This window comes from Streptomyces sp. NPDC041784, from assembly GCF_055591025.1.
In genome coordinates this window covers 1-15,803 of record NZ_JBVJAB010000034.1, presented here as the reverse complement: position 1 = coordinate 15,803, position 15,803 = coordinate 1, and the positions used below count along the sequence as shown (strand labels likewise).

General features: G+C 71.7%; 14 protein-coding genes and 3 pseudogenes. 10 read left to right on the top strand and 7 right to left on the bottom strand.

What is annotated here, in order from left to right; translation table 11 throughout:
* Positions 1-20 precede the first annotated feature (20 nt).
* A complete protein-coding gene (locus ACZ6D7_RS40370) occupies positions 21-1,580 on the top strand; it encodes an IucA/IucC family protein (RefSeq protein ID WP_469501910.1) in 1,560 nt (519 codons plus the stop codon).
* Here ACZ6D7_RS40370 and ACZ6D7_RS40365 read toward each other — a convergent pair.
* A complete protein-coding gene (locus ACZ6D7_RS40365; RefSeq protein WP_469501907.1) occupies positions 1,575-3,227 on the bottom strand; it encodes an FAD-binding oxidoreductase in 1,653 nt (550 codons plus the stop codon). The genes ACZ6D7_RS40370 and ACZ6D7_RS40365 overlap by 6 nt on opposite strands.
* Before the next feature lie 373 nt (positions 3,228-3,600).
* Here ACZ6D7_RS40365 and ACZ6D7_RS40360 point away from each other — a divergent pair, with 373 nt between their 5' ends.
* The gene (locus ACZ6D7_RS40360) at positions 3,601-4,527 is read left to right on the top strand and encodes a HipA family kinase (protein WP_469501904.1); all 927 of its coding nucleotides are present in this window, start codon (positions 3,601-3,603) and stop codon (positions 4,525-4,527) included.
* Positions 4,524-4,805, top strand: a complete 282-nt coding sequence (locus ACZ6D7_RS40355; protein WP_469501902.1) for an Rdx family protein — start codon at positions 4,524-4,526, stop codon at positions 4,803-4,805. Before ACZ6D7_RS40360 ends, ACZ6D7_RS40355 begins: the two co-directional genes overlap by 4 nt.
* Positions 4,806-4,812: 7 nt before the next feature.
* Here the strand turns inward: ACZ6D7_RS40355 and aceB are convergent, their stop codons facing one another.
* Positions 4,813-6,435 (bottom strand): malate synthase A, encoded by a 1,623-nt coding sequence (gene aceB / locus ACZ6D7_RS40350; RefSeq protein ID WP_469501899.1) that lies wholly within the window; start codon positions 6,433-6,435, stop codon positions 4,813-4,815.
* Between the two features lie 187 nt (positions 6,436-6,622).
* Positions 6,623-7,222: a nucleotidyltransferase family protein gene (locus ACZ6D7_RS40345; protein ID WP_469501896.1), complete on the bottom strand. Its 600-nt coding sequence runs from the start codon at positions 7,220-7,222 to the stop codon at positions 6,623-6,625.
* A gap of 205 nt (positions 7,223-7,427) precedes the next feature.
* Between ACZ6D7_RS40345 and ACZ6D7_RS40340 the strand changes: the two genes are divergently transcribed.
* Positions 7,428-7,742, top strand: a complete 315-nt coding sequence (locus ACZ6D7_RS40340; protein ID WP_469501894.1) for a DUF5955 family protein — start codon at positions 7,428-7,430, stop codon at positions 7,740-7,742.
* A gap of 38 nt (positions 7,743-7,780) precedes the next feature.
* Here the strand turns inward: ACZ6D7_RS40340 and ACZ6D7_RS40335 are convergent, their stop codons facing one another.
* Positions 7,781-8,089 (bottom strand): antibiotic biosynthesis monooxygenase family protein, encoded by a 309-nt coding sequence (locus ACZ6D7_RS40335; protein WP_416986242.1) that lies wholly within the window; start codon positions 8,087-8,089, stop codon positions 7,781-7,783.
* Between the two features lie 87 nt (positions 8,090-8,176).
* Positions 8,177-8,974 carry an IclR family transcriptional regulator gene (locus ACZ6D7_RS40330; RefSeq protein ID WP_469501890.1) on the bottom strand — a complete coding sequence of 266 codons (798 nt, stop codon included), beginning with the start codon at positions 8,972-8,974 and terminating at the stop codon, positions 8,177-8,179.
* Positions 8,975-9,250: 276 nt separating this feature from the next.
* Here ACZ6D7_RS40330 and allB point away from each other — a divergent pair, with 276 nt between their 5' ends.
* Together allB and alc are read left to right on the top strand one after the other, a co-directional pair.
* Entirely contained in the window at positions 9,251-10,591 is a 1,341-nt protein-coding gene (gene allB / locus ACZ6D7_RS40325; protein WP_469501888.1) for an allantoinase AllB, read from the top strand.
* Between the two features lie 59 nt (positions 10,592-10,650).
* Positions 10,651-11,766: an allantoicase gene (alc, locus tag ACZ6D7_RS40320; protein WP_469501886.1), complete on the top strand. Its 1,116-nt coding sequence runs from the start codon at positions 10,651-10,653 to the stop codon at positions 11,764-11,766.
* Positions 11,767-11,918: 152 nt separating this feature from the next.
* Here the strand turns inward: alc and ACZ6D7_RS40315 are convergent, their stop codons facing one another.
* Positions 11,919-12,665 carry an SDR family NAD(P)-dependent oxidoreductase gene (locus ACZ6D7_RS40315; RefSeq protein ID WP_469501883.1) on the bottom strand — a complete coding sequence of 249 codons (747 nt, stop codon included), beginning with the start codon at positions 12,663-12,665 and terminating at the stop codon, positions 11,919-11,921.
* A 125-nt stretch (positions 12,666-12,790) separates the two neighbouring features.
* Between ACZ6D7_RS40315 and ACZ6D7_RS40310 the strand changes: the two are divergent.
* From ACZ6D7_RS40310 to ACZ6D7_RS40300, 3 genes and pseudogenes are all read left to right on the top strand, one after another.
* Positions 12,791-13,614: pseudogene (locus ACZ6D7_RS40310) on the top strand (AIM24 family protein).
* A gap of 74 nt (positions 13,615-13,688) precedes the next feature.
* Complete coding sequence (locus ACZ6D7_RS40305; RefSeq protein ID WP_469501881.1) at positions 13,689-14,315, top strand: dihydrofolate reductase family protein; 627 nt, start codon at positions 13,689-13,691, stop codon at positions 14,313-14,315.
* Positions 14,316-14,403: 88 nt separating this feature from the next.
* Positions 14,404-14,661: pseudogene (locus ACZ6D7_RS40300) on the top strand (guanyl-specific ribonuclease); the annotation flags it as partial.
* 233 nt (positions 14,662-14,894) lie between these two features.
* On the opposite strand, the gene ACZ6D7_RS40295 reads toward ACZ6D7_RS40300, so the two are convergent.
* Complete coding sequence (locus ACZ6D7_RS40295; protein ID WP_469501880.1) at positions 14,895-15,566, bottom strand: site-specific integrase; 672 nt, start codon at positions 15,564-15,566, stop codon at positions 14,895-14,897.
* A gap of 95 nt (positions 15,567-15,661) precedes the next feature.
* Here ACZ6D7_RS40295 and ACZ6D7_RS40290 point away from each other — a divergent pair.
* Positions 15,662-15,803 (top strand): annotated as a pseudogene (locus ACZ6D7_RS40290) (IS5/IS1182 family transposase); the annotation flags it as partial.

The window sequence follows — 15,803 nt, the reverse complement described above, 5'->3', positions numbered from 1 at the left end:
CACATGAACCGTAGGGAATCGTGGACCGCGTCGATCTCAGCCCCCCGCCCGCCGAGCCCGCAGAGGCCGCGGTGCCCGCAGTGCCCGCGGACGGCGCCGTAGGTGACGGCGCCGCCGACGCCTACGCGGCCGCGCCGCTGCTCAACTGCCTGCTGCGGGAGGTCGCCGAGCCGCTGCCCGCGCATCCGGAGCGGGACGGACGGCTGGTGTACCGGCTGCCCGGCACCGGCCGGCTGCTGCGGGTGCGCGGCGCCCGGCGGCCCGCCGAGCCCGAGGTCCGCGCGGACGGCGCCTGGCACCGGCTCGGCCACACCGAACTGGTCAAGCTGACCGGTGAGGAACTGCGCCGCCACACCGGCCTGTCCAACCACGAACTCCCCGCCGAGATGATCGACAGCAGGGACGCGGTGGCCGCCCTGCTCGCCGCACGCGCGCGGACCGTCCCGCCCGCCGACTCCTATCTGCGCTCCGAGCAGTCCCTGGTCACCGGCCACCCGCACCACCCCGCCCCCAAGGCGCGCGGCGGCGCCCCGGCCGCGCGCTGGCTGCCGTACGCCCCCGAGGCGTACGCCCGCTTCCCGCTGGTGCTCCTCGGGGTGCGCGAGGACACGGTCGTCGAGGAGGGCGACACCTCCGCCCTGGACGCCCTCGGCACGGCCCCGCCCGGCTACCGGCTGCTGCCCGCCCACCCCTGGCAGCTCGACCTGACGGACCGCGAACTGGCCCCCGCCTTCGCCGACGGCCGTCTGGTCCGGCTCGGCACCACCGGGTTCGACGCCTGGCCGACCGCCGCCGTGCGCACGCTGTACGCGCCCGAGCGGGACCTGTTCCTGAAGTTCAGCCTCGACGTCCGCATCACCAACGACGTCCGCCGGCTGTGGCGGCACGACCTGCTGAAACTGCGCCGCACCGACGCCGCCGCCGGCCAGGCGTTCAAGGCGGCCGGCGGCCCGGCGGCCTGGCTGAGCGACCGCGGCTACCGCACCGCCGGCTTCGCCTTCGAGGAACTGGCCGTCCTGGTCCGCGACGGGCTGCACGACCACCTCCTGCCCGGTACGACCCCGTTGCTCGCCGCGGGACTCGTGGAGGGCTTCGAGGGCAGCCCGCTCGCCGCGACGGCGGACCCGGCGGCCTGGTGGGACGCGTACCTGGCCGCCGTGGTCCCCCCGGCGCTCGCGGCCTTCGCCGACCACGGCGTCGTCCTGGAGGCCCATGTCCAGAACACGCTGGTCGCCGTCGACGCGGCCGGTACGCCGGTGCAGGCGCTGTTCCGGGACGCCGAGGGCGTGAAGCTGCTGGCGGACGTGGACCGGGCCGCCGGCTGGGAGCGGCTCGTGTACTGCCTGGTCGTCAACCACCTCACCGAGATCGCCGCCGCCCTCGTCGAACGGCATCCCGGGCTCGACCCCTGGCCGGCCGTCCGCCGCGAGCTGGCCCGCCACGACCTGCCCGAGGCCCTCGCCCTGCTCGGCGCGCCCACCCTGCCCGGCAAGACGAACCTGCTGCTGCGCTGGACCGGCGCGGACGGCGCCGACGCCCGCTACCTGCCCCTGCCCAACCCGCTGGCGGCCGGGTCATGACCCGGCCGGCCCGCCCTTGACGGACTGCGCGTGCCGGAAGACGTCGTGCGGGTCCCAGTGCCCCTTGGCCCGTTGCAGGCGGACGTAGTTGCCCTGGTAGTAGAGCCGGTGCCACGGCTGACCCGAGGTGTTGAGGGATGTGTCGTTCAGGTCGACGTCCGGGTAGTTGATGTAGCAACCGTCCGTGTGGGACGACAGCGACGCGGGCAGCGCCGGATCCGGTACCGCGGGCACGCCACCGGTGGTCCGGTAGACGTCCCGGTAGAAGTCGCGGATCCAGCGCAGGTGCGGGGCGGCGATGCCCGCGTCCTTCTCGGCGTCCCGGTAGTCGTACACCCCGTTCCTGTCGGCGTCCTTGTCCCAGGTCCAGTACGCCTGGTACTGGAGTTTGAGGACGGAGGAGCGCTGGGGCACGGCGGTCGCCTCCGGGGCCACGTCGTTGACCGCCCCGCCGTAGGAGTCGACCTGGACCAGCGCGTCGGGGTTGCTGTAGATCGGGTCGGTGAGGTGGCGGTGGATCGCGTCGATCTGCTGATCGGTGAAGGCCTTGGTGTGGTAGGCCGACTTGTACTTGCCGCAGCGGTTCGGACCGGAGCCGTTCAGGCTCTGGGTGGCGGTCAGCCACGGCAGGCGGGTCGGGATGAACAGTTCGGTCTGCGCGGGGTGTTCGCCGATCTGGAGGTCCAGCGCCGTCTCCGCGACATGGTGGACGCCACCGGTGCTGAAGCCCTCGGTGATCCAGTCCAGGAAGGCCTTCAGACGTGCGGGTGAGTCTTGCCGCGTGCCGTCGAGCTGGACGGTCAGTCCGACCTTGCCGGCGCTCTCGTGGGTGAGCTTGAGCAGGGTGAAGAGGTCGCGGTAGCCGTGGCGGTGGATGAAGTCCGGTCCCGTGCCCGCGTGCTCGTGTTCGAAGAACTGTCCGTAGCGGCGCACCAGCGACTTGAACAGGTCGGGCCGTTTCGCGAAGTCCTTCCACTCCCAGGCGACCGACCTCAGCAGGACCTGGGCGGGCGGTTCGGGCAGGTCGCGGAACCAGTACCTGGTGATCACTCCGAAGTTGCCGCCGCCGCCTCCGGTGTGCGCCCACCACAGGTCCCGCAGGGCCGGGTCGGCGGAGTCCTTTCGGGCCACGGTGATCTTCGGGTTCCTGCCGTCGGCGACGGTCACGACCTCGACGGCGTACAGGTAGTCCACGGTGAGGCCGAACAGACGGGACAGCAGGCCGTAACCGCCGCCGGAGACGTGACCGCCGAGGCCGACCGAGTAGCAGGAACCGCCGGGCAGGGCCAGGCCGGCCGACCGGTACAGCTGTGTGGTGCTGTGCCAGTTCGTCGCGCCCGCCTCGACGCAGTACGCGTTCATCGACGGGTCGTGGTAGACGCGATTCAGCTGACCGACGTCGATGATGACGCCGACGTCGGCGGACGCGACGAAGTTCTCGTAGCAGTGGCCGCCCGAGCGCACGGTGACCCGGCGGGCGGCGTTGGCCGGGTCGGCCCGGAACTTGGCGAGCGCCGCGACCACGTCGGCCGCGGACGTGGCCACCACGACGTAGTCGGGCCGGGCGATCCAGCGCTGGTTGAAGCCGCGGCGCAGCGCGTCGTACGGCGCGTCGCTCGGGTGGACCTCGATCGGTTGTGCCGACATGAGGCGGACCCTCCAGGGGAGAGGCGGGTGGGAGGCGCGAGGCGGTACGGACCGAAGGGCCGCACCGCCCAGTCTGCGAAGGCGCCCATGGTCCGAGGAAGGCGCGACGACGCCGGGTGAACGCACGCGCGTCGGCGGGAGCGCTTCCCGCGCCGGGTTTGGACGCGGTGGCCACCGAAGGGCGACGTGCGCGCCGGGCCGCCGCTCCTGCGGGAGTCGCCCCCTGCGACGCCGCCGTGGTCCGGCCCTGGTCGCCCAGGCCGTGGCATCGGCCGCCCGGTTACTATTTTCACTTCGGGCCGCGGCCCGCGAGCACGGGCCCCGGCTCGCCCCGCGTGGCATCGGCCGTCGATCGTGAGGCGAAGAGATCGCATTGCCTGGGAAAAAGCTGAGAGAGGTCACTGCGACCCGCTACGTCGAGCCCCTGCGGTCCGGCGGCTCCGTGCCCGGCGTCGTCGAGGCCGACGACCTGGGCACCTACGTCGTGAAGTTCACCGGCTCCGCGCAGGGCCGCAAGGCGCTGGTCGCCGAGGTGATCGTGGGAGAGCTGGCCCGGGCGCTGGGGCTGCGCTTCCCCGAGCTGGTGCTGGTCCACTTCGACGCGGCGATCGCCGGGAGCGAGCCCCACCAGGAGGTGCGCGACCTGCACACCGCCAGCCACGGACTCAACCTCGGCATGGACTACCTGCCGGGCGCGAAGGACTTCACCCCGGACGTCGCCGAGGTCTTCCCGGTGGACCCGCTGGAGGCGGGCCGGATCGTCTGGCTGGACGCGCTGACCGTCAACGTCGACCGGACCGTCCACAGCTCCAACCTGATGGTCTGGCCCACGTTCGGCACCGCGCCGCCGCGCCTGTGGCTGATCGACCACGGCGCCGCCCTCGTCTTCCACCACCGCTGGGACGGGTCCGACCCCGCCAGGGCGTACGACTTCCGCCACCACGCCCTCGGCCACTACGCGCCCGACGTACGGGCCGCCGACGCCGAGCTGGCGCCCAAGGTCACCGAGGACCTGCTGCGGGAGATCGTCGCGGAGGTCCCGGACGCCTGGCTGACGGACGGACCCGGTTTCGCGACCGCCGAGGAGGCCCGCACGGCGTACGTGGAGCACCTCCACGCGCGTGCGCGTGTCTCCGCGGCCTGGCTGCCCACGGACTTCCCCACGCGGGAGGAGCGCGCCGCCGAGGAAGCCGTGCGCGCTGCGAAGACCCGGCAAGGACGGCCGGACTGGCTCAAGCGGGTGCCCGACCTGCACGGCAAGCCGGCCGCGGAACAGGATTGGTCGGTACACCTGGGATGACGGACACACAGCGCGTCGAGATCGAGTACTGCACCCAGTGCCGCTGGCTGCCGCGCGCCGCCTGGCTGGCGCAGGAGCTGCTGACGACCTTCGAGGCGGAGCTGACGGAGCTGGCCCTCAGGCCCGGCAAGGGCGGCGTCTTCGTCGTCCGGGTGAACGACGAGGTGGTCTGGGACCGCCGAGAGCAGGGCTTCCCGGAGCCGACGGCGGTCAAGCGGGCCGTACGCGACCGAGTGGCCCCGGGGAAGTCCCTGGGCCACTCGGACACACCCGCGTGAGGCCGGCTCAGCCCCGGAGCTGCTCGTAGGCGGGCAGGGTGAGGAAGTCGGCGTAGTCCTCGTCGAGCGCGACCTCCAGCAGCAGGTCGTGGGCCTGCTGCCAGTGACCGGCGGCGAACGCCTCCTCGCCCAGCTCGGCGCGGATGTTCGCCAGCTCCTCGGCGGCGACCTCGCGGGCCAGCTCGGGGGTCGCCTTCACACCGTTCTCGAACTCCACGCCGGCGTTGATCCACTGCCAGATCTGCGAGCGGGAGATCTCGGCGGTGGCCGCGTCCTCCATGAGGTTGAAGATGGCGACCGCGCCCAGGCCGCGCAGCCAGGCCTCGATGTAACGGATGCCGACCTGCACGGCGTTGACCAGACCCGGGTAGGTCGGCTTCGCCTCCAGCGAGTCGATCGCGATCAGGTCGGCCGCCGCCACGTGGACGTCCTCGCGCAGCCGGTCCTTCTGGTTCGGGCGCTCGCCCAGGACCCGGTCGAAGGACTCCATGGCGATCGGGACCAGGTCGGGGTGGGCGACCCAGGAGCCGTCGAAGCCGTCGTTCGCCTCGCGGTCCTTGTCGGCGCGGACCTTCTCGAACGCGACCTTGTTGACCTCGGCGTCCCGCCGTGAGGGGATGAAGGCCGCCATGCCGCCGATGGCGTGGGCGCCGCGCTTGTGGCAGGTGCGGACGAGGAGCTCGGTGTACGCGCGCATGAACGGGGCGGTCATCGTCACGGCGTTGCGGTCCGGGAGGACGAACTTGGTACCGCCGTCACGGAAGTTCTTGACGATGGAGAACAGGTAGTCCCAGCGCCCCGCGTTCAACCCCGAGGCGTGGTCGCGGAGTTCGTAGAGGATCTCCTCCATCTCGTACGCGGCCGTGATGGTCTCGATCAGGACGGTCGCGCGGATGGTGCCCTGCGGGACACCGACGTGGTCCTGGGCGAAGACGAACACGTCGTTCCACAGCCGGGCTTCGAGGTGCGACTCGGTCTTGGGCAGGTAGAAGTACGGGCCCTTGCCGAGGTCGAGCAGCCGCTGGGCGTTGTGGAAGAAGTACAGGCCGAAGTCGACGAGGGCGCCGGGCACCGGCTCGCCGTCGACCTGGAGGTGGCGCTCGTTCAGGTGCCAGCCGCGCGGCCGCATGACGACGGTGGCGAGTTCCGCGTCGTCCTTGAGGGCGTACGACTTACCGGAGTTCGGGTCCGTGAAGTCGATGTTCCGGGTGTAGGCGTCGATCAGGTTGACCTGGCCGACGACCACGTTCTCCCAGGTCGGCGCCGAGGCGTCCTCGAAGTCCGCGAGCCAGACCCGGGCGCCGGAGTTGAGGGCGTTGATGGTCATCTTGCGGTCGGTGGGGCCGGTGATCTCGACCCGTCGGTCGTCCAGGGCCGCGGGGGAGGGGGCCACCTTCCAGGAGTCGTCGGCACGGATCGCGGCGGTCTCCGGGAGGAAGTCCAGGGTGGAGGTGCGGGCGATCTCGGCGCGGCGCTCGGCGCGACGGGCGAGCAGTTCGTCACGGCGCGGGGTGAAGCGCCGGTGCAGCTCGGCCACGAAGGCGAGGGCCGCCTCGGTGAGGACCTCCTCCTGCCGGGGCAGGGGCTCGGCGTCGACGATGGCCAGCGGGGACGGCGCTGGTGCGGACATGAGCTGTCACTTCCTTCAGCGAGCGTGGCACCGGGTGCCAGGAGATCCGGGTAGGGCGGAGAGCGCCTGCTGAGCAGCAGGATGCTTCTGATCAGTGGATACTAGTTTCCTCATTGTGGAAGTTCAATGGTTTGTTGATGTCGAGACTCTTCGGGTCGAGGCAAGGAGGCGCTCAGTGCCAGGCCTTTCACTCAAGGTGCGCGAGATCCTCGGGCGTGTCGATGTCGTCGGGCCGGGCCACGTCCCCGCACTCGACGAGCGTGATCGCCTCGTCGTGCGCCGTGAGGTAGGCGCGGGCCCCCCGGTCGCCGGTCGCGCTCGCCGCGACGCCCGCCCAGTGGGCGGCGCCGAACAGCACGGGGTGGCCGCGTACGCCGTCGTAGGCGGCCGCCGCCAGGGACTCCTCGTCCCGGTAGGCGGCGCGCACCCGGCCCGCCGCCTCGGCCCCGATGCCCGGCTGGTCGACCAGCGACACCAGCGCGGCGCGCGCCCCCGTCCCGGCCAGCGAGCCGAGCCCGGCCCGCAGCGAGCCGCCCATGCCCGCCTCCCACTCCGGGTTCTCCACCAGGACGCATCCGTCCAGCCGGGCGGCCTCCCGTACGGCGTCGGCGGCCGCCCCCAGGACCACGTGGATCCGGGTGCAGCCGGCCGCGCGCAGCACCCCGACCGCGTGCTCCACCAGTGGCCGTCCCCGGTGCGTCAGCAGCGCCTTGGGGTGCCCGCCGAGTCGTCTGCCGCCGCCGGCCGCGAGCAGCAGACCGGCGACCTCGTCCTGCGTGCGTGTCATGGTCCCTGCATACCGCACGGCACTCCCCGAGCACCCATGGAACGATCACGCAGCGCAGCAAGCCGATGACGCAGCGGACTGGCGCCCGCGGCCCGGCGTGGCGTTAACTGGGCGCCCGCACTGACGGACCGGGCGCCCGACCGACGCCCGGGTGGGGGCATGCACCACAACGGGACGCGCACGACAGCGTGCGAGGGGGAGGACTGTGTTGCGGAGCGTGGAGCAGAGGACTGTGACCGGCAGCGACGAGGATCCGCGGGTGTCGGAGCTGCGGTCCGCCGTGTCCCGGCTGCGCCGGGAACTCGCCGCACACCCCGCCGAGTTCCCGGACCGGGACATCGCGGAGGAGGAACTGGCCGCCCTGGACGCCATGGCCGCCGGAGGCGCGCCCGAGATACCGCGGCTGCGCCGCTCCCTGCTGCTCATCGCGGGCGCGATCGGCTCGGTCAGCGCGCTCGCGCGAGGTCTGGCGGAGGTGCGCCGGGCGGTGGACCTGTTCGGGGGGCCGCCGCGCCGCTGAGGCAGGGCCGCTCGGACGCCGGGGGTGGGCCGCCGGTCTCAGATGTCGCAGACCAGCTCGTAGCCCCCGCTCTGCATGTCGTCGCACAGGGCGTGGACGGCCTTGAAGCGCTCGCCGAAGTCGGGTGAGCCCTGCCAGGCGCGCATCGAGTCGAGATCCCGCCAGGCGGCGAAGGAGACGAAGTGGTCCGGGCTTCTGAGATCCCGGATCAGACGGGCCCCGAGGAACCCGTCGTTCGCTTCCTTGGTCCAGGTGAGGAACTCCCGCCAGAGCTCGACGAACTCGTCGGCCCTGCCCTCCTTGACCTGCCAGTTTCCCGAGGACCAGTGCTTGTTCTCCTGGAGCATCGTGAACACCTCGCTCGGCAGCGGTCCCCCGCTCCCAGGCTAGGCTCCGTCCGGCCGCACCGCCCCCGAAGGCACCCGCACCCCTGGCTAGACCGTCTGCCCCGAGCTGGCCAGCGCCTCGGACAGTTCCACGGCGACCTGCTTCAGCACCGGCACGATCTCGTCCGTGGCCGCCTCCGTGACCCGTCCGGCCGGGCCGGAGATGGAGATGGCCGCCGCGGTGGGGGAGTCCGGCACGGACACCGCCAGGCAGCGCACGCCGATCTCCTGCTCGTTGTCGTCGACGGCGTAACCCGTCTGCCGCACGTCCGCCAGCGCCGCCAGGAAGCCCTCCGGCGTGGTGATGGTCCGCTCGGTCGCGGCGGGCATGCCGGTGCGGTGGAGCAGGGCGCGCACCTCGGCGTCCGGGAAGCCCGCGAGGAGGGCCTTGCCCACGCCCGTGGAGTGCGGCAGCACCCGTCGGCCGACCTCGGTGAACATCCGCATCGAGTGCTTGGACGGCACCTGTGCCACGTACACGATCTCGTCGCCGTCGAGCAGCGCCATGTTCGCCGTCTCGCCGGTCTCCTCGACCAGCCGGGCCAGGTACGGCCGCGCCCAGGTGCCCAGCAGCCGGGACGCCGACTCGCCGAGCCGGATCAGCCGGGGGCCCAGCGCGTACCGCCGGTTGGGCTGCTGGCGGACGTACCCGCAGACGACCAGGGTGCGCATCAGCCGGTGGATGGTGGGCAGCGGCAGCCCGCTGCTGGCGGACAGCTCGCTGAGGCCGACCTCGCCGCCCGCGTCGGCCATCCGCTCCAGGAGGTCGAAGGCGCGCTCGAGGGACTGGACCCCTCCGCCGGCGGACTTGGCGGAGTCGGTGGTGCTGGCGCTCGACGTCGGCACGGCGCGTTCCTTTCGAACCTGGCAGGACTCGGAACTGGCGGGAAGAGCTGAAGCCTACCCGGCGGTCGGTTGACTCCCCGGTGGTGCGTGACTACGTTCTGCTTCACGGAATAGTAATTCCGCCTTGCGGAAACGTCCAGAGTGTCGACGGTGGGGGCACCCTGGAGGAGTGTGCTCTTGACGACGTGCGAGGCGTGGGTGAAGACTCCTTCAACAGAAAGTTGAATTCCGTTGCGTGGAAGTTTCTCCGAGGTGAACGGAAGAGAGGGGTCCGGGGTGTCCGACGCTGAACTGGTGGTGCGCTCGACACGGGTGGTCACCCCGGAGGGGACGCGCGCCGCCTCGGTCGCCGTCCTGGCCGGGCGGATCACGGCCGTCCTGCCGTACGACGCGCCCGTCCCCGCGGGCGCCCGCCTGGAGGACTTCGGCGACGACGTCCTGCTGCCCGGTCTGGTCGACACCCACGTCCATGTCAACGACCCCGGCCGCACCCACTGGGAGGGCTTCTGGACCGCCACGCGCGCGGCGGCGGCCGGCGGCATCACGACCCTCGTCGACATGCCGCTCAACTCCCTCCCGCCGACCACCACGGTCGAGAACCTCCGTACGAAGCAGCGGGTCGCGGCCGACAAGGCGCACATCGACGTCGGCTTCTGGGGCGGCGCCCTGCCCGACAACGTCAAGGACCTGCGCCCGCTGCACGACGCCGGTGTCTTCGGTTTCAAGGCGTTCCTGTCGCCGTCCGGCGTGGACGAGTTCCCGCACCTCGGCCAGGACGAGCTGACGCGGTCCCTGGCCGAGATCGCCGGCTTCGGCGGCCTGCTGATCGTGCACGCCGAGGACCCGCACCACCTGGACGCGGCCCCGCAGGCGGGCGGCCCGAAGTACGCCGACTTCCTCGCCTCCCGGCCCCGCGACGCGGAGGACACGGCGATCGCCCAGCTGATCGCCCAGGCCAAGGGCCTGCACGCGCGCGTGCACGTGCTGCACCTCTCCTCCGCCGACGCGCTGCCGCTGATCGCGGCGGCGAAGGCGGAGGGCGTGCGCCTCACGGTCGAGACCTGCCCGCACTACCTCACCCTCACCGCCGAGGAGGTCCCGGACGGCGCCAGCGAGTTCAAGTGCTGCCCGCCCATCCGCGAGGCCGCCAACCAGGACCTGCTCTGGCAGGCGCTGGCCGACGGCACCGTCGACTGCGTGGTCACCGACCACTCCCCGTCCACCGCCGACCTCAAGACGGACGACTTCGCCACCGCCTGGGGCGGCATCTCCGGCCTCCAGCTGAGCCTCGCGGCCGTCTGGACGGAGGCCCGCAGGCGCGGCCACGGCCTGGAGGACGTGGTCCGCTGGATGTCGACGCGCACGGCGGAGCTGGTCGGCCTCGCCGACCGCAAGGGCGCCATCGCGCCCGGCCGCGACGCCGACTTCGCCGTCCTCGCCCCCGACGAGACCTTCACCGTCGACCCGGCCGCCCTCCAGCACCGCAACCACGTCACCGCGTACGCGGGCCGGACCCTGTACGGCGTCGTGCGGTCCACCTGGCTGCGCGGCGAACGCGTTCACGCGGACGGCGAGTTCACCGCGCCGAAGGGCGAACTGCTCACGCGCACCCCCTGAGCCCAGCGGCTCGGGTTCCACCCGCACCGGCCGACTCCCGAAAGGAAGACCTGATCACCGTGGCAGCGATACCGCACTTCACCGGCGACGCGAACCCCTACGGCGGCGGCGACCCGTACGCGGACTACCGCACCGCCGACCTCCCCTTCACGCACCACGCCAACCTCGCCGACCGGCAGCTCGGCGCCGCCGTCATCGCCGCCAACGACGAGTTCTTCGCCCAGCGCGAGAACCTGCTGGTGTCCGGGCCCGCCGAGTTCGACCCCGAGCACTTCGGGCACAAGGGCAAGATCATGGACGGCTGGGAGACCCGCCGCCGCCGCGGCGCCTCCGCCGACCACCCGTGGCCCACCCGCGACGACCACGACTGGGCCCTGGTCCGCCTCGGCGCGCCCGGTGTGATCCGCGGGATCGTGGTCGACACGGCCCACTTCCGCGGCAACTACCCGCAGGCGGTGTCCGTCGAGGGCACCTCCGTCCCCGGCTCCCCGTCCCCCGAGGAGCTGCTGGGCGACGACGTGAAGTGGACGACCCTCGTCCCGCGCACCCCCGTCGGCGGCCACGCGGCGAACGGCTTCGCCGTCTCCGCCGAGCAGCGCTTCACCCACCTGCGCGTCAACCAGCACCCGGACGGCGGTATCGCCCGGCTGCGCGTGTACGGCGAGGTCGTGCCCGACCCCGCGTGGCTGGCGGTCCTCGGCACCTTCGACGTGGTCGCCCTGGAGAACGGCGGCCGGGCCGAGGACGCGTCGAACCTCTTCTACTCCCCGGCGACGAACACCATCCAACCGGGCCGCTCCCGCAAGATGGACGACGGCTGGGAGACCCGCCGCCGCCGTGACCGGGGCAACGACTGGATCCGCTACCGCCTGGCGGCCCAGGCGCGGATCCGCGCCCTGGAGATCGACACCGCGTACCTGAAGGGCAACAGCGCCGGCTGGGCAGCGGTCTCCGTCCGCGACGGCGAGGACGGCGAGTGGACCGAGATCCTCCCGCGGACCCGTCTCCAGCCCGACACCAACCACCGCTTCGTCCTGCCGGCCCCGGCCGTCGGCACCCACGCGCGCGTGGACATCTACCCCGACGGCGGAATCTCCCGCCTGCGCCTGTTCGGCTCCCTCACGGAGGAGGGCACGGCGAGGCTGGCGGCCCGCCACCAGGAACTGGGCGGCTGACCCTCACCCCTCGAACGCCGGCCGGCATCCTCCCAGCCCGTCCGGCGTTCGAGGACGAGGCCGTTCAGGTCGAAGGGGGGTCTGGCAGCACAGCCCCCAGGAGGCCGCACCAGGCGACGCACCCGCACGTGTCCCCCCGAGCCGCCGGAGGTCTACGCCGCGTGACCGCCGTCCACGGCGAACTCCGCCCCCGTCACGAAAGCGGCCCCCGCCAGATACGCCACGGTCGCGGCGATCTCGTCCACCGTCCCGAACCGCCCGACCGCCGTCAACCCCGTCTGCCCCGCCGCGAACGGCCCGTCCACCGGGTTCATGTCCGTGTCGACCGGCCCGGGATGCACGATGTTCGCCGTGATCCCCCGCCCGCCCAGCTCCCGCGCGAGCGCCTTCGTCAGCCCCACCAGCGCCGCCTTGCTCATCGCGTACAAGGTCCCCCCGGGTCCCGGCACCCGCAGCGCCATACAGCTGCCGATCGTGATGATCCGCCCGCCCCGCGGCATCAGACCGGCCGCGGCGCGCGAGGTGAGGAACACCCCGCGCACATTGACGGCCAGCACCCGGTCGACGTCCGCCAGGGGCAGGTCCTCCAGCGGCCCGAGCACCCCGATCCCCGCGTTGTTCACCAGCACGTCGAGCCCGCCGAGCAGCTCCGCCGTGCGCTCCACCGCGCCCGCCGCCTCGTCCGCGTCCCCGGCGTCCGCGCGCAGCGCCACCGCCCGCCGCCCCAGCGCCTCCACGGCCCGTACGACGTCCCGCGCCGCCTCCTCGCCGTTCACGTAGGTCACGGCCACGTCCGCGCCCTCCCGGGCGAGCCGCAGGGCCGTGGCGGCGCCGATGCCCCGGCTGCCGCCGGTCACCAGGGCCACCTTGCCGTCGAGCGTGCCGCAGGCCGTTGTCATGGGTCCCTCCCAGGTCGTCGTCATGGGCCCATCCCACCGCCCCGCGCCCCCGGCGTGCCGGCGGTGGACGGACGCCGACCTCGACCCGCCGGAACTCTTTCCTCCGCCTCCCGCGTTCTCCTTTCGTGACTCTTCAGCAAGACATCGTCGGCACCGCCATGCAGATGGCCGTCGTCACCCTGCACCCCGGCCAGAGCGTGTACTGCGAGGCGGGGAAGTTCCTGTTCAAGACGGCGAACGTGACCATGGAGACCCGTCTGAGCGGCCCGTCCGCGAACGGCGGCCAGTCGCCCCAGGGCGGTGGCGGCAGCGGCGGCGGCATGGGCGGCATGCTGCGCCAGGCCATGGGCACCGCCATGCAGGTCGGCCAGCGCGCCCTCGCGGGCGAGTCGCTGGCGTTCCAGTACTTCACCGCGCAGGGCGGCGAGGGCACGGTCGGCTTCGCCGGTGTGCTCCCGGGCGAGATGCGCGCCCTGGAACTGCACGGCACACGCGCGTGGTTCGCCGAGAAGGACGCCTTCGTGGCCGCCGAGTCCACCGTCGACTTCGGCATCGCCTTCCAGGGCGGGCGCACCGGCATGAAGGGCGGCGAGGGCTTCGTCCTGGAGAAGTTCACCGGCCACGGCACGGTGATCATCGCGGCGCGGGCAACTTCATCGACCTCAACCCGGCCGACTTCGGCGGCCGCATCGAGGTCGACACGGGCTGCGTGGTCGCCTTCGAGGAGGGCATCCGGTACGGCGTCCAGCGCGTCGGCGGCCTCAACCGCCAGGGCGTCATGAACGCCGCGCTCGGCGGCGAGGGTCTGTCCCTGGCCACCCTGGAGGGCGACGGCCAGGTGATCCTCCAGTCCCTCACCATCGAGGGCCTGGCCAACGCCCTGAAGAAGGCGCAGGGAGGCGACAAGCAGGGGCCGACGGGCGGGCTGTTCTCGACGAACGCGGGCTGAACCGATGAGTTGCGGGCCCGGGCGGGGTCTGAGGTGATGACAGCAGACCCCGCATCCGGAAGCAGGCGATCTCCATGGGCAAGCTCGTCTCCACCATCTTCGTCACGCTCGACGGCGTCTACCAGGCGCCCGGCGGCCCCGAGGAGGACACCCGAGGCGGCTTCGAGCACGGCGGCTGGAGCTTCACCTACGGCGACGAGGACTTCGGCCGGTTCGTCAGCGAGGTCTTCGCCGACGCCGGCGCGTTCCTCCTCGGCCGCCGTACGTACGACATCTTCGCCTCGTACTGGCCGAAGATGACCGACCCCGCGGACCCCATCGCCGCCAAGCTGAACGCGCTGCCGAAGTACGTCGCCTCGTCGACCCTCACCGACCCGGAGTGGGCCGGCACGACGGTCGTCGCCGGTGACCTCGCCAAGGAGGTCACCGCGCTCAAGGAGCGCACCGACGGCCAGCTCCAGGTGCACGGCAGCGGCGCCCTCGTCCGTTCCCTGCTGGACCTCGAACTCCTCGACACGATCCATGTGCTGACGTTCCCGGTGGTGCTCGGCGCGGGCCGGCGCCTGTTCACCGAGGGCACCCTGCCGACGGCCTTCCGGCACACGGGCGGCCGCGTCACCGCCGGCGGTGTCTCCATCCAGTCGTACGACACGGAGGGACGCCCGCGGTACGGCTCCTACGAACTCCCCGAAAACGCCTAGGGGCGGGCCCGGTCGGCAGGTTAACTTCCCGAAAACTCCTCGGAGTTGTCATTGACATGCCATGGTCTACGCGCGTCATCATGAGGGCATGAGATTCCCCCCACGAATCACCCGCATCGGCGTCTCGGCCGCCGCACTGTCCGCCCTGCTGGTGGGCGGTACGGTCTCCGCCACCACGGCGCACGCCGCGGTGGGCAGCATCTGTTACGGCGATCTGCCCTCCCAGGCGTACACCACGCTCAACCTGATCGAGCAGGGCGGCCCGTTCCCGTACTCGCAGGACGGGTCGGTCTTCCAGAACAGGGAAGGCATCCTGCCCCAGCAGTCCACGGGTTACTACCACGAGTAAAAACCCGTGGCCTCCGCCGCACCCCAACTTCCCTGGTCAGAGCGTTGAACTGCTCTGCCGGTACTCACGGGGTCGAATCGGGGTCGAATCGAGTGCACCGGCCGTTCCACGGGCCGGCACCCCCTCGCGTCGCGATGGGTAGCCTCGAACCGACAGTGAGTCTTGCACAGCAGGGTCGGGTCGGGTCAAGTCCCCACACTTGGCCCGGGCCAGATCTCTGAGCGAGTGAATCATGCTGCCGCGAACAGAGAACCGAAGGTACTGACCTTGACGCCCTGGACCGCCAGCGGGGGGTGGGCGTAGGTGTCCCACGTCTCCGAGAACTCCGCGTGACGCGACAGGGCCTGAACCGTCTTCGGATCGAAATCGCCCGATGCGCCGAGCCGCGTCGTGTAGAAGTGTTTCAGGTCATGAAACCGAGTGTCGTAGGGCAGACCCGCCAGCTTCACGGCAGCCTTCCAGTTGATCCGGAAGGCCTCCCGCCTCAGGGAGTGGCCGTACCGGTTGGTCACAATCAGGCCCTCATCCGGCGGCGGTACGTAGCCTTTGGCTCTCCGCTGCCGCTCCCATTCCGTCGTGACTGGCACTGCCTGAGGGAAGGTCTCGATGTGCTCTTTCAAGCGCACGATCAGGAAGTGATCCACCGGGAGCGTGGCGTAACTGGCCTTGGTCTTCAGCTTCGCGGAGCGCCCTTCCTGCCGCTGCTCCTTGACATAGAGCTGATCCTGATCCCAGTTCACGGCATGTCGGGTAAGGCCGAAAGCCTCGCCCTCGCGAAGCCCTGCGCAGGCCCCGATCCACACCAGGATCTCTAGCCTTGGCTCTACCTCGCGCATGGCCCTGGCCAGGTTCGCCACTTGTTCCGGCGACAACGGGACACTGAGCGTTTTCAGAGTGGCCACCGGTTGGGTGACGGGGCGGCCTCCCGCAACGCACGAGGCTCCTGTGCCGTTGAGAGAGGTGTTCGACGTCTCGACTCATCAGCGCAGGAGCCTCGTTGGTTCCCTATCCTGCCGCACTCGACCTCCCGCACGCCCTGGTCGAGTGGGTAACCATGCTCATCGTCACCCGTGAGGGTGACCGCCGCTGCAAGCTCCCGCCTCACCAGCGTGCTCTCGTCGGCCTGGTCTACCTTCGCC